Raw genomic sequence first — 14,508 nt, forward strand, 5'->3', positions numbered from 1 at the left:
GGAATCTTAAGCACAAAGATCTTCGTGTTCAGTGGTGTCACTATGCCAAAGGCTAAACCGACTTTACCGTGGGAATGTTCGACCAAAGCAAGTTATGTGCCACTCTCGCATGAAGGCACGATCGTGGGATTTTGTGATCCAAAATATGCGGGCGCGATCGCGAAATCCCTGAACGAATCAGAACTGCTTGAAAAAGCGCTCTATCATGCCTGTTACGATCTAATCGCCAGAACAGGCGGATCGTCGGATTCAGTCATGGAATTAGTGCAGCGATATCGATCGAAAGTAGAGCGACCGTTACAAGGAAGTGCGCTGATTGCGGTTCTGCTACGGGAGCGGCAAATCGATCTCGATTTGACCGAAGAGGAATTCCTTAAATTCTGTGATTCCTATCGATTATCACGGGCAGAACTGCGAGAAATTTATCGCGGCGAAGAGGTAGAAAGTCATCAATTAATCCCGATCGCACGAATTCTAGGAAAGAGCGTCGATGAAGTCATGGAAGCGTGGAAAGGAGACGAATAATCGGATCTAATTGCTGCCATTAACGTGGTAGGGTGATTTTAGATATTTGTCGAGACTAACTATCAAGGTGGGCTATGGCACAGCGGACTCGATTGGGAGACATTCTCAAACCTTTAAATTCAGAATACGGTAAAGTCGTTCCCGGATGGGGCACTACGCCTTTGATGGGCATTTTTATGGGGCTGTTTTTGGTGTTTCTGCTGATTATTCTGCAAATTTATAACCAAGAACTGATTTTGAACGGCTTCGATGTGGATTGGGGCGGTTAAGACTCAAACCATCGTTAGCGTTCTTCCCGGAGATGTCCGGGATTTTTTTTGATCACGGTGAGGAACGATCGTGTTACTCCGCTGACTGACGCTCTAAAATGAGATCTACCCTTTACGGAGATTGGTATGAACTTTTTCGGAATTGGCTTACCCGAAATGGTCTTGATTCTAGTGGTTGCGCTGCTGGTATTTGGTCCGAAGAAACTTCCCGAAGTCGGACGCAGCATGGGAAAAGCAATTCGCAGTTTCCAAGATGCCTCTAAGGAATTCGAGAATGAATTCAAACGGGAAGCGGAAAAAGTAACCGAATCGATCCCGCAGCCGATGGAAGCCAAACTCGAAGAAAAGCCGACCTTGGCTCCTGCGGAAACGTCTTCAGAAACCGATGAACCGATCACGGCAACAACGATCGAGAAAGAATAGTTTTTTATGCCCGAAGCACCCGTGACTCCTCAGTTGATTGTCGGATTGGGAAATCCTGGCAGTAAGTACGAAAACACCCGCCATAATGTCGGATTTCTCGCCGTCGATCGCTTAGCCAAAGTTTGGCAAATTAGCTTATCTGAAACCAAAAAATTCCACGGGTTCTTTGGGGAAGGCACGAGTCCAGCAGGTAAAATTCGCCTGCTCAAGCCGACAACCTACATGAATCTGTCTGGTCAATCCATTCGATCGGTGATCGACTGGTACAAACTGCCACCAGAATCCGTGATGGTGATTTACGACGATATGGATTTGCCTGTGGGACGATTGCGAATTCGATTGTCTGGCTCGGCAGGCGGGCAAAATGGAATGAAATCTGCGATCGCGCATCTCGGAACGCAAAATTTCCCGCGTTTGCGAATTGGTATCGGAAGTGCCAAAGCAAACGAGAAAGATGCGGTATCTCATGTATTGGGAACTTTCGCGCCGGATGAAAAAAGTGCGATCGACGAAGTTTTAGACTTAACGGTGAATGCGGTTGAACTCAGTCTGAAGCAAGGGGTTGAAAAAGCGATGAGTCTCTATAACAATCGGATGGTAGAGCCGAAATCATAAGTTGTGAGCAAACGTTTACCAGAAACCACTGCCCATGTCCGCATTCTCCGCCAGTCCTGGCAACAGGGCAGTATTGAGGGCGAGGTCAGGGCGAATGAGTATGAATGGCAGTTTCACTGGCATTTTAGACGCGGATTGTTGAGTATTCAGCCTTCGTTGGGACGGGCGTTGATTAAGGAACCGCTAGGAAGATTTCTTGAGGCGAAGGATTATCAGCTTGAACCGGGCGGGGATTACTCGTTTACGATTCGAGCGGAATTGTAGGGGTATGGTTGGGTTTGACTGAGATCGATCGCGGATAAGCCAACTCTTTCTCTGGTCGATCATGGAAAGACATCGTTTTGAAATATAAACTTGGCTGTACGGTGCAGCTTGAGCAAGCATGAAATCTGAGAAGTCACCTTAGCGAGTAATGATTGTAGTTAGGAAAAATCGATATTTTGAATACTTTGAATGACAGTATTCAAGTTCGCTTTAGTTTCAGCCAACAGGTCAAATGATGGTTGAATTGCGGTTTCTTGCAAGTTGGCTGAAAATTCATTGAGCTTTTGAAGGTTGTGATCTGTATCCTTAGTGATGTAGAAAACTTTTTGCAGTCTCAAGATGAGAATGTAGTGATTTTAGAGAACTGAATGCGCCGCTCTAAACGAACACGTTTACTTTCGGAGGCACAAGCGGCAGGCGGACTACGACGTGGCAATGGTTGAAATTGAGGCAACGGTTGCCCTAGATACCGCAGTTGTTTGAGATAACGCAAGCCCAATTGCAGAAAACTCAACCCGCGCTCTGGATGAGAATCGAGCCATTTGCGCTGACCGCAACGAACGAGCAAGAAGCCTAAGAGGGTGTTTGAAAAGACAATCAAGGGTGTAAAAAAGCTCTCCGGTTATAGGCTGTAGATACATAAAAAACACAGCACCGAGAGAGCCACATGAGTAAATCATATCCGAGTAACCTGAGCCATGCTCAATATGAACTGCTGAGAGATCTGCTGCCCGAAGCAAAACCGGGCGGTCGACCGCGAGAAGTCGATTTATGGGAAGTCCTAAATGCGATCTTCTACATCTTGGTCGAAGGCGTGCGTTGGCGAGCGTTACCGGGTGACTTTCCGGCATGGCAGACGGTCTATACCTACTTTCGCAATTGGCGCAAAGACGGAACATGGGTGAACGTTCATGATTGTTTGTATCGGTGCAGTCGGATTGAGCAGGAACGGCTTCCCAGTCCATCGGAAGCGGTGCTGGATAGTCAGTCGGTGAAAAGTGCTGCGGGTGTGCATCAGGCCGTGGGCTTTGATGCTGGCAAAGTGATCAAAGGACGCAAGCGATTTCTCACGGTCGATACGCTGGGACTGGTTCTGCGCGTGTTTGTGACTGCCGCTAGCACTGGAGAACGCGAAGGCGGCAAAACGGTGCTGCAACGAGTCCGAAAACAGGGCAAAGCTGTGTCTCGTCTTCATACCATTTGGGTCGATGGCGGCTTTGATGGCGCACCCTTCATGCAGTGGGTCATTGGTGTTTGCTATTGGCTTGTCCAAGTCGTCTTGCGTCCTGAGCAAACCAAAGGTTTCGTCTTGCTCAAAAAGCGGTGGGTCGTCGAACGAACAAACGGCTGGAGCATGCATTGTCGTGTCGTCGCCTCGTGCGGGATTATGAGCTACTCCCCGAAACGTCAGAGACACTTATCTATCTGGCGATGATTCGGATTATGGTGAGGCGCTTGGCATAAAATTTGACCGACTACGACTTTTCAAACGCCCTCTTAGCAACCGATCGATCGTGAACTTCGGTTGCCCCTAGAAGTTTCAGCATTGTCAATTGAGCTTCCGTTAAGCCCTGGATGTTCTGAATGTTCATGCTTTCGTAAGGTCGCAAAATCCTAATTGTTTTCTGGCACTCGCCTGTTTGTAAATGCCACAACTTGATTGTTTCATCTTGGCTACAACTCATCAGAAGAGGCTGGTCGGGACAGTAAGCTAGGAATCTAACCCATCTTTCGTGTCCGATCAGGACTTTGGGTATCCACACTGAACTACGCTTGTCATCTTCATCGCTATTTGAGTAAGCTTGGTTGGTCTTCAAAGACCAAACCCGAACGGTACCATCTATTCCACTGCTAGACAATGTTGTGCCATCAGGACTGAAGGTAACGCAAAGAATCGCGCTACTATGTGCTTGAACAGTTTTAACTAATTTCCCAGTTTCAACGCTCCATAACTTCAGAACACCATCAGCACTTGCACTCGCTAGTAGCCTTCCATCAGGGCTGAAGGCAACGCTACGAACCCAGCTTGTGTGACCTGAAAGGGTTTTCAGCAATTTTGGAGGATTACCCGATAACGCACTAACATCCCAGAGTCTGATCGTCTGATCGAGACTACCACTCGCGAGTAAAGTACCTTGACTGTTAAATGCTACTGACCAGACACCACCACTATGCCCTTGTAAGGTATATAGACAATTTCCGGTATGAACATTCCACAGCCGCACTGTGCTATCTAAGCTGCCACTTGCAAGCAGAGACTGAGTTTTCCAGAGCGAATCGGGGCTAAAAGCGATCGAATAAACTTGGTCGGTATGTCCTTGCAGTACCGTTAAACAATTTCCGTTCGTGTTCCAGATGCGAATCGTCCGATCGTCGCTGCTGCTTGCGAGAACGCTACCATCTGAGCTAAATCCAACTGACCAGACCCAGCTTTGATGACCCCGCATGACTCGCAAGCATTCCCCAGTCACACTATCCCACAAGCGAACTAAGCGATCTTGCCCACCGCTAACAAACTGCGATCGGTGCGGATTGCAAGCGATCGACCAAATGCCATTGCTGTACCCCTGAAGGCTCTGTAGGCAAGCAGCGGTGCGACTATCCCAGAGCCGGATTGATTGGTCTTCGCTCCCACTTGCAAGCAAATACTCTTCCCCAGATGTCGCAAAACACAATGCTGAAATCCAGCTTGTATGTCCATAGAGCGTTCGGAGGCATTCGCCTGTCTTTAGGCTCCAGATGCGAATCGTATGATCATTGCTACCACTCGCGAAATAGTCGCCATTGGCACAAACGGCGATCGATCGGATCGGTGCGGTGTGACCTTGAAGGGTTTGCTGTAGAAACAGTGAGCAACAGTAATTCAGTCGGTCTGGTTCTGTCGATCGCGCAAGCATGACTGTCCAGATTTGAATTGCCCGATCGCTACTACTAATCAACTGCTCACCGTTTGGACTGAACGCAATCGAATGCAGTGTCGCGTCTTGTGCTTCGGTCTTACCTAAACATTGTCCACTCACAATGTCCCATAAGCGAATCGTACGATCGCATCCTGCACTCGCAAACCATTGTCCACTCGGATGAACAGTGATCGATCTCACCTCGTCGGTGTGTCCCTTGAGGCAGTGCAGCAACTGTCCGGTTTCAACATTCCAAATGCGGATTAACTGATCTTCACTCCCGCTAATTAGTCGAGTTCCATCCGGACTGAAAGCGATCGAAAAGATTCGGCTGGCGTATCCTTGCAGCGATCGCACACACTGTCCCGTCTGCACATCCCATAAACACACCGATCGGCTCGCGCTACTAGCAAGAATCTGATTACTGGGGCTGAAGGCGACCGACCACACCCAACCATCTGCTTTTAAGGTTAAGACAGGTTGTTGAGTTCCAACCTGCCAAACATGAATATCGTGGCTGACATCTCCGGCTGCAAGCAAACCTCTATCAGCGCTAAATGCTACAGACAGTACGGGACTAAAGGATTCTGTAAAGACGGACTGACTTAAATTTGCACCTGCAAAGTTGACTCGATGCAAATTAACGCGCTTGAGATATGCCTGCAAAATGGTGAGGTCGGAAAAATCACGATCGCTTAAGTCAACTTGCATCTGACAGAGCAAGTTAATTACATTTCCAGCAAGGTAGCCTGTTTGCTGTCTACCTTTGCCGCGAAAATGTGACAATAGTTGCATCAATTGCTGATCGAGTTCGCTACGATCGATCATGCTAAGTAGTCGATCAGCAAGCGGTTGCAGAATCAGCCGTACTTGAGTTTCGCGGATGTAGTCTTTGGTCTGCGCTTTGATCAAAGCGTGGGTTTTCAGTAGCAAACTGGTTTGAGGGGCAGCTTTGGCACGATTCATAATTTCATCAAAAGCTTGATCAATGAACTGCTCGGTCACGTATTCTAAGACCACAGGCTGTAGCGTAAACAAGGCAATTCGCTGTGCCAAAGGTAGTTCGATCGGAGTTGTCCGTTCAAGAAAACAGCGACGCTCTAGCGAAACTAGCGCCTCTAGTAAGGCGGCAGACTGCGGTTGAGGAATGAAGTCAGCCTGTAGATCAACCAAGGAAACCGGTTCTCGATTGATTGCTAACCAGTAGAGAATTTGCTGTTCTAGTTGCGTCAGACGATGAAATTGACTCGCGAGCAGATCGCGAATATCGGCAAAAATGCAGCCGCTTTGCTGCAAAAACGCCAGAAATTGAGCAATATTGCCATTGAAGAAATCGGCGATCGCGCCCGCTGCAATCTTCAACGCCAATGGATTACCCGAATAGTGAGAAATTAGCGCCTGCCAGTCAGTCTCAGTTGCAAACAACTGTCCGCGCAGGCTGAGGAGATTTTGAACGGCAGAAGTTGAAAGTCCGGCTAACTGAAGCGATCGTACCGGAAGGGAAATTCCCTCTCTTGCCGCAAACCCGGATGGCTTTTCACGACTGGTCAGAATTAAGCAACTTTGATGCTGAGTTTCGCCGATCGTCGCCAGAAGTTCTTTATAGCCTTCGTAACCTGACTGAAAGCTTCCAGTACTATCATGTGGACGCATCACTGACTCTGCATTGTCGAGAATAATCAGACAGCGATGCGCCTTGAGATACCCAATTAGGTCGCGAATCTGCGCTTCTAGAGTTTCAGAAAAAGTTGGGGCTTGGTCTTGAGCGAACACCTGCATCAGACTGGCTAACAAGTCGCGGATCGGCGGTGCGTTTCTGAGCGATCGCCAAATGACGAACTCAAACGGCTGTAATTCGTCGCTTTCTGCAACACGCTGCGCCAACCGAATCGAAAGCGTTGTTTTGCCGATGCCGCCCATTCCGAATAATCCAATCAAACGACAGCGATCGTGAACAATCCATCGCTCCAAAGTTTCAAGCTCTGCAATCCGACCGAGAAAAGCAGGAGTGTCTACGGCTTCTCCCCAGTCGCACTGTGGCGCGATTGAGTGGTTTAGTACAGCAGGCATCTGCTCGGTTCGATCGCGATTCGTATATCGCTTTAATACCGTCTGCACATTGGTTTTATTCACCTTCTCCCCCAGGCGCTGTGACAGCAATTGCCACAACTCAGAGCCAGTTTGCTTAATGTGGCTGAGTCCATAGCCCGAATTCTTGGCGATTTCCAAGTAAGAGCGATCCTCCCAAACTTGCTGAAAGATAGCGACTTGCAGCTTGTTCAGATGAGCATGGGGGAGGAGATTTTCTAAACAGGCAAGTGCTTCTTCAGCGTTCATCAGCGGGCGCGATCGTTCAAGGTTAATAAAGTATTAATTTACAATCGGCTGGATCGCTTACTTGTTACATAAGTCACAGTTCGATCGACTTATTGCGAACTTGCGAGTGAACTTTCTGACGACCTTTGCTGAACTTTTGCTATCGCCTGATTCAGAAGGCTCCTGCTAATCTGACTCTTAACAAAAGTTTTTCCAAAACGAATCGAAATCGATGCCGGGGAGAAAGTCTCTCTCCTGTGGTTGGGTGTGATTTGGAAAGTCTTTGGTGGCAGCCCGAAAAATGACGATCGCGCCTTTTCAAGCGACATTTCTGTAACTGCGATGAGTTTATGAGGTGGAGGAGTTCATGTTCAATCCAAGAATAATCAGGTGGTTTTGGGTTACAGCGCCTGCAATTGCCTGGGCAACGCTGTTCTCGACGAGTTCCGCGATCGCAACCGAGTTGAAGTCTGCAACAGAGCCTCAATCTGCTGCGTTGCAGAACTTTAGCGAACAGACGGTTCAACCGCTGTCTCAACCGTCGATTAACGTCGAAGCACTGCGGTTTACAAGCAGTGACATCGCTGCTCAATCCTCGGACAGAGGCAGTCCGGTAAAGTTGCCAGACGAACGATCGCCGTCGAGCGCTGGCAGCCTGCTCAATTCGACTGCTGCTGAACCTTCAAATGGAATGGCTCAGGTGACTTCTGTTTCACAGCTTTCTGATGTTCGACCAACGGACTGGGCATTTCAAGCCTTGCAATCCCTAGTCGAGCGTTACGGTTGTATTGCAGGATATCCCGGTCGCGAAGCGCTGCCTTCGGCAGAACGCACTTATCGGGGAAATCGCGCCCTGACTCGATATGAATTTGCTGCGGGTTTGAATGCTTGTCTCGATCGCGTCAACGAACTGATCGCCGCTTCCACTAACGATTTAGTCAGAAAAGAAGATTTAACCACGCTGCAAAAACTCCAAGACCAATTTGCGGCTGAATTGGCAACTCTACGCGGTCGGCTCGATACCTTAGAAGCTCGAACAACTACGCTAGAGAAGCAGCAGTTCTCGACCACAACGGTTTTGCGCGGTCTTGCTGTGTTCAACCTATCAGGCGCATTTTTTCGGGATACAGTCACCGCAGAGCGCAATCCTTTTGTGCCAAATGTGCCGTTTGCCGCATCGATTCGACAAGGTGGTGTACCCTCACGAGTCCAGCGTGAGCAGCCGAAAATTGTATCGAACTATCTCGTCTATCTCAACTTGAACACTTCATTTACCGGAAGAGATCAACTCGTGACGCAACTTGCTGCGGGCAACGGTAGCTCTCCAGCAAATCAAATAGTTTCATCGGGCTTCTTCAATACATCGGGAACACCCTTTCTAGAGACTACTCCTGCTCCCAATGGAGCCGCTGGTGCTGTGGTGATTCGGGAATTGTTTTACTCGTTTCCAGCAAGCGAGAACGTCCGGGTATTCGTTGGTCCTAGAATTAATTTCTATCGCCACTTTGACAACAATCGCTTTACGTTCTTCCTCACTGGGGCGACCTCGTTTAATTCAAACGGCAGTACACTCTCGAATGCTGTTGATCGCGGTTCGGGCGCAGTCGTTGCCTGGAACATTAACCCTCAGTTGCGGCTGTCTGTCGGTTATTTGGGACTCAGCAACGAGTTCTTGGCGAACAATAGCGCTGAAGATCCGGCACTTGGGCTATTCGGAGGCACAAACACCCTTGCAACTGAGCTAGTCTACTCGCCCACTCGCAATTTCAACCTGCGCTTGCTCTACACCCGCTCAAACTTGCAGGCAACCAACGGTCTACTCAGTGGTGAACCTGTTCCTTACGGTTTTATCGATGATGGCTTTGGTGGCGCGGTCAACAATGGAACAGCGAATACTTTCATTGCAAACTTTGACTGGTTGATCACACCAAGGTTTGGAATATTTGGGCGCTACGGTTATGGCATCACTAACATTGATCCGATTAACCCCATTCGCGCCAACGGGAATCTGAATACGCAAACGATTCAGTTTGGACTCGCCTTCCCGGATCTCGGCAAGCGGGGCGCATTGGGCGTGTTTTCCTTTTTGGTTCCCCATGACTATTTGAGCGGACGGCGTTTCTTGCGATCGGGCGGAGGCGATGGCGCAACGCAGTACGAATTTGAACTGTCCTACTATTACCCATTGACCAATAACATCGCCATTGTTCCTGCGGTTTATGCGATCGTCAATGCCAACAGTTTCAGCAGCAATCCAACTGTATTTGTGGGGAATCTTCGCACTCAATTTAGTTTCTAAGCGGCGATAATACTGCAACAATGTAGCCGTTTGTCTATTTCAACGTTAGGAGGAAGTTATGCCTGAATCGATTCAAAGTCCCAAAGATTTAGAAGCTTATGTCGAGCAAATGACGATTTTGCTCAATCTGCCACTTCATCCCGATCATCGTCCTGGCGTACTTGAGAACCTATATCGAACACAGATGATCGCTCGTTTTTTCCTGGAGTTTCCCTTATCGGAAACCATTGAATTTGCCCCAGTGTTTCAGCCATGAAGATCAATCAATATGAAAATGCCGTGCAGCTTGCTGAGGCAATCCGGCGACAAGAAGTCACAGCAAAAGCGATCGTATTCGAGACGTTAGAGCGAATTGCTGCGCTCAATCCGGTACTCAACTGTTTTACGACCGTGACCGATGAAGCGGCGATCGCTCAAGCCGAAGCGATTGATCGAGCGATCGCGTCTGGAACTGATCCAGGAGCATTAGCGGGAGTTCCCTTTGCGGTCAAAGATTTGTTTGATATTGAGGGAATAACGACACGGGCAGGCTCAAAGATTAATGCCGAAAACCCTCCAGCGACTCAGGATGCAGCAGCGGTCGCGGCTCTCAAACAAGCGGGAGCGATCTGTGTGGGTGCGCTGAACATGGATGAGTATGCTTATGGCTTCTCGACCGAGAACACCCATTATGGAACCACGCCAAATCCACACGCTTTGGATCGGGTTGCAGGCGGATCGTCCGGTGGGTCAGCAGTCGCAGTCGCGGCAGGTTTAGTGCCATTGACGCTCGGTTCAGATACGAATGGTTCGATCCGAGTGCCTGCCTCGCTCTGTGGTGTATTTGGCTTCAAACCAACCTACGGGCGATTGTCACGCTCAGGAGCAGTTCTATTTTCCGAAAGCCTTGACCACATCGGACCCTTTGCCCGATCGGTACAAGAAATTGCGTTGGCGTATGACAGTTTGCAGCAAGCAGGCGGCAGCGATCCAGCCCACACTGATCGCGCTCCCGAACCCTGTTCACCTCAACTCAATCAAGGCATCGGAGGGTTACGCATTGCGATCGCGGATGGTTACTTTGCCGAGGGCGCTTTACCCGAAGCGATCGCTGCTGTTCAACAGGTAGCTAAGGCACTGAATGTAACTCGAACAGTTAGCCTGCCTGAGTCGCATCGGGCGCGGGCTGCTGCGTTGACAATTACCGCTTGTGAAGGGGCACAGCGACATCTGCACAATTTGCGAACCCGCCCACAAGACTTTGATCCGAGAACCCGCGATCGCTTTTTATCTGGCGCTTTTCTGCCTGCATCCTGGTATATTCAAGCGCAACAGTTTCGGCAATGGTATCGCGATCAAGTGCGGCAGATTTTTCAAGACGTAGACCTGATCCTGGCTCCAGCGACTCCCTATTACGCTCCGTTAATCGAGCAGAATCTGATCGAGATTAATGGCGCAAAACTGCCCTCCCGCCCCAATCTGGGACGCTTTACCCAACCGCTCTCATTTATTGGACTCCCGATCCTCTCAGTGCCCGTCTCCCAGTCTGGGACGCTGCCGATCGGTGTGCAGTTAGTTGCTGCACCATATCGAGAATCCGTCATTTTACGAGTCGCCGCCGCGCTTGAAGCGAACAGAGTCGTAAAAGCCACGATCGCAACCGTAAAAGAATTCTAATCAGGAGGACTGCTATGAGAAGACGTATATTTCTGCAAATCGGAACCGGAACGATGATGGCGATCGCGGCTCACGGCTGTACTCCATCGAACTCACCCCAAGCAACTACCTCGTCTGCGTCTCCCGCTTCGTCTACTGCACCTGCCGCAGAAAATCCCGGAAAAATTGTGATCGCCTATCCGACGATCGCGGCTGGACTGCCCTTTTTCTATGCAGTTGAAAAGGGATTGTTCAAAGATGCCGGACTCGATGTGGAAGCGCAGAAAGTTCCTTCACCTCAGCAAATTGTCGAAGGCATGATTGCAGGTCGCATTCAGGGCTGCTCAAACGGTACGGCTACGGGATCATTAGCGGTTGCAGATGCGGCATCCCCTGGACTGTTTCGCATTATTGCTTCTAATCCAACCAATAGCAAATACGTGCTAGATCAGGTGATTGTGGCAAAAGATAGCCCGATTCAGTCGATCGCAGACCTCAAAGGCAAGAAAGTTGGGTGTGGTCCGGGTCCTCAAAACCAAGCGATCGCCAAAGGTCTGTTAGAGAAGAATGGCGTGACTGATGCGGAAGTCATTCAACTGGATATTAGCCAACATCCCAATGCGGTTGCATCGGGGCAACTCGCGGCAGCCTACACCCTAGAACCAATTGGAACACTCGGTCAACTCAAAGGATTGACTCGCACCCTAGAATCTGGTGTTGTTGCCAAGTACATTTTGGGTGATCCGATGGCTCCTTGGTTTGGTGGTTCTGCGGCTCTGACCACGAAGTTTATCCAGGCTTATCCCGAAACGACGAAGAAGTACATTAATGTTTATCGTCAAGCCGTTGATGTCGTCCGCAAAACTCCTGATGCTGCCCGACCTTTCTTAGAGAAGTACACGCCGATTAAAGGGAATCTAATTCAGTCGGTTCCGATCCCCAACTACCAGATGTATGATGAGCTTTCAGCATCGGATCTGGAGTACTTTCAGAAGTTCTTTGATTTTCTGCAACAGTCAGGAGTGTTATCGAAAAAAGTTGAAGCTGCACCCTTGATTTACAAGCCTGCCTGAGAAACAGTGAGGGAAAACTCCCTCACTCCCATAATCCACAACACTGCTTTATGCTGAACACCATTTCGGGTCGGACTATGACTACCTCATCAGCCTTTATTAAAGTGGAAGGATTGTGTAAATCCTTTGGCGGTCAGGTGCTTTACCAAGACTTTGATCTGTCATTGCCGCGAGGGAAGGTAATTTCGATTTTTGGTCCCAACGGCTGTGGTAAATCGACTTTGATCAACATGATGAGTGGACTCATCCCGATCGACCGAGGGCAGATTACGATCGCGGGCAAACCGCTTCGGCGATCGCGCATCGGCTATGTGTTTCAGAACTATCGCGACACTTTGTTTCCCTGGATTAGCGCCCTCGACAATATTTCTTATCCGCTCAAGGTACAGGGTATTTCTGAAAAAGAGCGTCAGGTCAGAGTTGAAAAGCTGCTGGCAACATTTGATATCAAGCTTGACTTGCGGCGCTATCCCTATCAGTTTTCGGGAGGACAGCAGCAGTTAATTGCAATTTTACGAGCGGTAGTTGCTGATCCAGAGGTGTTGTTTTTGGATGAACCTTTTTCGGCGCTAGATTTTGAGATGACGCTGTACATTCGGGAAAAGCTCCAGCAGGTTCACATGGAGTCTGACTTGACCACCGTAATTGTTTCTCATGACCTCGAAGATGCAGTTTACCTTGCGGACTCGATTCTTCTCTTGAGTAAGCGCCCGACTCATTTAGTCGAAAACGTGGTGTTTAATCTCCCTCGCCCCCGCACACCAGAAACGCTCTCTGAGCCAGAGTTTGTCCAAGTTAAAAGTCATTGTCTCGATATCTTTCGCCAGGAGATGCGGAAATGAAGCTAAAACTGCGGCACCGATCGACCTCTGAACCTCAAAACTGGATGCCCCGCCTCGATCGACTGTTACCCCTGTTCGGAGTCATCGTGCTACTGGCGCTATGGGAATTCGTCTCAAAATCAGGTTGGATCAATCCAGTGCTGTTGCCGACTCCAGTTGATACTGTGACTGAACTATTTAATGTTGCGTTTCGTAGCGAAGATAGTTTATTTACTGACTTCGCAACGACCGTATGGCGAACGACTCAGGCATTTGCGATCGCCACAGTGCTGGGTGTCCCGCTCGGAATTATCTTAGGCAGCAACGAACGACTTTATCGCAGCGTGGAATTTCTGATTGACTTCTTTCGTTCGACTCCTGCGAGTGCCCTGATCCCAATGTTCCTTCTATTTCTGGGTACAAGTGATTGGAATAAAGTTGTGATTCCAGCATTTGCTGGATTTCTAGTGATTGTCTTCAATAGTGCCTACGGTGTGATGAATGCTCGTCAGTCTCGTATTCTGGCAGCAAGAGTCATGGGGGCATCCCAGTGGGATATTTTTAAAGACGTGCTGTTTTGGGAAAGCCTACCTCAAACCTTTATTGGTCTTCGCACTGGCATCAGTATTGCCCTAGTCATGGTGATCGTTGCAGAGATGTTCATCGGGACAGAAAGCGGTTTAGGCAAACGAATCATTGAAACTCAGCAAGTATTGAACGTGAAGGATATGTATGCCTCGGTCTTGATTACTGGAGTGCTGGGCTACAGTCTCAATATGCTGTTTCGTTTCACTGAGAAACGCATTGTTCATTGGAGCGGTAGGTAAATTGATGCTAGAAATAAATCACCCGCAGACGATCGCAGAAGTGACGGCTCTCTACGCTCAGTATGAGACGGCGTTGTGCGACAACGACATCGAAAAACTCGATGCTTTATTTTGGGATTCTCCGCAAGTTGTCCGGTTTGGGCTACTGGAGAACCTCTACGGGAGTGATGCTGTGAAGGCATATCGGCGATCGAGATCTGGTGTTAAGCTCAAGCGCGAACTTTCTAACTTTACTGTGACTGCATTTAGGACTGACACTGCTATTGTTACCCTCGAATTTAGGGGAGGTATTATCGGGAAGCCTGCACGAGAAGGGCGACAAACTCAGGTCTGGCAAAAACTACCTGAGGGCTGGAGAATTGTTTCTGCTCATGTTTCCTGGTTGCCCTCTCAAAACCAGTAGGGCTGTATATGTAGGGCTTGCTGAGGAAGTCTAAGAAGCTTTCTAGGACTGAATTTCAGCGGGATAAATTGCTGATAAAATGCAAGATAAAGCACTATAAACCGTGCAAAAACCTTGCATCTGATTTTACTATGTACC

The 14,508-nt window shown here is 48.9% G+C and carries 14 protein-coding genes and 1 pseudogene; 13 read left to right on the top strand and 2 right to left on the bottom strand.

From position 1 onward, the window contains the following. The first annotated feature begins 42 nt into the window (after positions 1-42). The 5 genes from ACQ4M5_RS38095 (at position 43) to ACQ4M5_RS38115 (ending at position 2,096) form a co-directional block, all read left to right on the top strand. Positions 43-525: a hypothetical protein gene (locus ACQ4M5_RS38095; RefSeq protein ID WP_430681006.1), complete on the top strand. Its 483-nt coding sequence runs from the start codon at positions 43-45 to the stop codon at positions 523-525. Positions 526-599: 74 nt separating this feature from the next. Then, the gene (gene psbH, locus ACQ4M5_RS38100; RefSeq protein ID WP_068379029.1) at positions 600-794 is read left to right on the top strand and encodes a photosystem II reaction center phosphoprotein PsbH; all 195 of its coding nucleotides are present in this window, start codon (positions 600-602) and stop codon (positions 792-794) included. A gap of 126 nt (positions 795-920) precedes the next feature. Then, positions 921-1,217 carry a TatA/E family twin arginine-targeting protein translocase gene (locus tag ACQ4M5_RS38105; RefSeq protein ID WP_430681007.1) on the top strand — a complete coding sequence of 99 codons (297 nt, stop codon included), beginning with the start codon at positions 921-923 and terminating at the stop codon, positions 1,215-1,217. 6 nt (positions 1,218-1,223) lie between these two features. Continuing rightward, positions 1,224-1,832: an aminoacyl-tRNA hydrolase gene (pth, locus tag ACQ4M5_RS38110; protein WP_430681008.1), complete on the top strand. Its 609-nt coding sequence runs from the start codon at positions 1,224-1,226 to the stop codon at positions 1,830-1,832. 3 nt (positions 1,833-1,835) lie between these two features. After that, a complete protein-coding gene (locus tag ACQ4M5_RS38115) occupies positions 1,836-2,096 on the top strand; it encodes a DUF3146 family protein (RefSeq protein ID WP_068379037.1) in 261 nt (86 codons plus the stop codon). Positions 2,097-2,430: 334 nt separating this feature from the next. Here ACQ4M5_RS38115 and ACQ4M5_RS38120 read toward each other — a convergent pair whose 3' ends face one another. Next, positions 2,431-2,664 (bottom strand): hypothetical protein, encoded by a 234-nt coding sequence (locus ACQ4M5_RS38120; RefSeq protein WP_430681009.1) that lies wholly within the window; start codon positions 2,662-2,664, stop codon positions 2,431-2,433. A 99-nt stretch (positions 2,665-2,763) separates the two neighbouring features. On the opposite strand from ACQ4M5_RS38120, the pseudogene ACQ4M5_RS38125 reads away from it, so the two are divergent. Next, positions 2,764-3,560: pseudogene (locus ACQ4M5_RS38125) on the top strand (IS5 family transposase). Between the two features lie 11 nt (positions 3,561-3,571). Here ACQ4M5_RS38125 and ACQ4M5_RS38130 read toward each other — a convergent pair. After that, a complete protein-coding gene (locus ACQ4M5_RS38130; protein WP_430681010.1) occupies positions 3,572-7,333 on the bottom strand; it encodes an NB-ARC domain-containing protein in 3,762 nt (1,253 codons plus the stop codon). A gap of 346 nt (positions 7,334-7,679) precedes the next feature. On the opposite strand from ACQ4M5_RS38130, the gene ACQ4M5_RS38135 reads away from it, so the two are divergent. The 7 genes from ACQ4M5_RS38135 to hpxZ all read left to right on the top strand — a co-directional run bounded on the left by ACQ4M5_RS38135 (position 7,680) and on the right by hpxZ (position 14,370). After that, a complete protein-coding gene (locus ACQ4M5_RS38135) occupies positions 7,680-9,611 on the top strand; it encodes an iron uptake porin (RefSeq protein ID WP_430681011.1) in 1,932 nt (643 codons plus the stop codon). Positions 9,612-9,669: 58 nt separating this feature from the next. After that, the gene (locus ACQ4M5_RS38140) at positions 9,670-9,867 is read left to right on the top strand and encodes a DUF4089 domain-containing protein (protein ID WP_430681012.1); all 198 of its coding nucleotides are present in this window, start codon (positions 9,670-9,672) and stop codon (positions 9,865-9,867) included. Beyond that, complete coding sequence (locus ACQ4M5_RS38145; RefSeq protein ID WP_430681013.1) at positions 9,864-11,267, top strand: AtzE family amidohydrolase; 1,404 nt, start codon at positions 9,864-9,866, stop codon at positions 11,265-11,267. Before ACQ4M5_RS38140 ends, ACQ4M5_RS38145 begins: the two co-directional genes overlap by 4 nt. A gap of 14 nt (positions 11,268-11,281) precedes the next feature. Continuing rightward, positions 11,282-12,319, top strand: coding sequence for an ABC transporter substrate-binding protein (locus tag ACQ4M5_RS38150; RefSeq protein WP_430681014.1), 1,038 nt, complete (start codon positions 11,282-11,284; stop codon positions 12,317-12,319). Positions 12,320-12,396: 77 nt separating this feature from the next. Then, positions 12,397-13,161 (top strand): ABC transporter ATP-binding protein, encoded by a 765-nt coding sequence (locus ACQ4M5_RS38155; protein ID WP_430681015.1) that lies wholly within the window; start codon positions 12,397-12,399, stop codon positions 13,159-13,161. Continuing rightward, positions 13,158-13,967, top strand: a complete 810-nt coding sequence (locus ACQ4M5_RS38160; protein ID WP_430681016.1) for an ABC transporter permease — start codon at positions 13,158-13,160, stop codon at positions 13,965-13,967. Before ACQ4M5_RS38155 ends, ACQ4M5_RS38160 begins: the two co-directional genes overlap by 4 nt. A 4-nt stretch (positions 13,968-13,971) precedes the next feature. Beyond that, on the top strand, positions 13,972-14,370 hold the full coding sequence (hpxZ, locus tag ACQ4M5_RS38165; RefSeq protein ID WP_430681017.1) for an oxalurate catabolism protein HpxZ: 399 nt from the start codon (positions 13,972-13,974) through the stop codon (positions 14,368-14,370). The last annotated feature ends 138 nt before the right edge of the window (positions 14,371-14,508 follow it).

The sequence above is a fragment of the Leptolyngbya sp. AN10 genome, from assembly GCF_050565645.1.
Taxonomy (GTDB): Bacteria; Cyanobacteriota; Cyanobacteriia; order Leptolyngbyales; family Leptolyngbyaceae; genus Leptolyngbya.